A 291-nucleotide genomic window follows, 5' to 3' on the forward strand; every position below is an offset into this window, starting at 1 on the left:
GGAGCCGCGCCTACGTCGCCAACAACGGCGCCGGCACGGTATCGGTCATCGACACCGCCAGCAACACGGTGGTCGGGGAGCCCGTCAAGGCCGGTACCGCACCGTTCCTCCTGCAGACCAGTGCGGACGGCAGCCGACTGTACGTCACGAACAATACGGGTGCCGGGACGGTGTCGGTGATCGACACCGCCACGAACACCACCGTCGGTGAACCCATCAAGGTCGGCAACCAGCCCGCCGGGATCGCCCTCTCCCCGGACGGGAGCCGCGCCTACGTCGCCAACAACGGCG

At 68.7% G+C, this 291-nt stretch carries 1 pseudogene; it reads left to right on the forward strand.

Going from position 1 to position 291, the window contains the following annotated elements:
* Positions 1-291: pseudogene (locus AA75_RS07250) on the forward strand (beta-propeller fold lactonase family protein); the annotation flags it as partial.

Origin of the sequence: Kitasatospora sp. MBT63 (assembly GCF_000710465.2) — a bacterium.
GTDB lineage: Bacteria > Actinomycetota > Actinomycetes > Streptomycetales > Streptomycetaceae > Kitasatospora.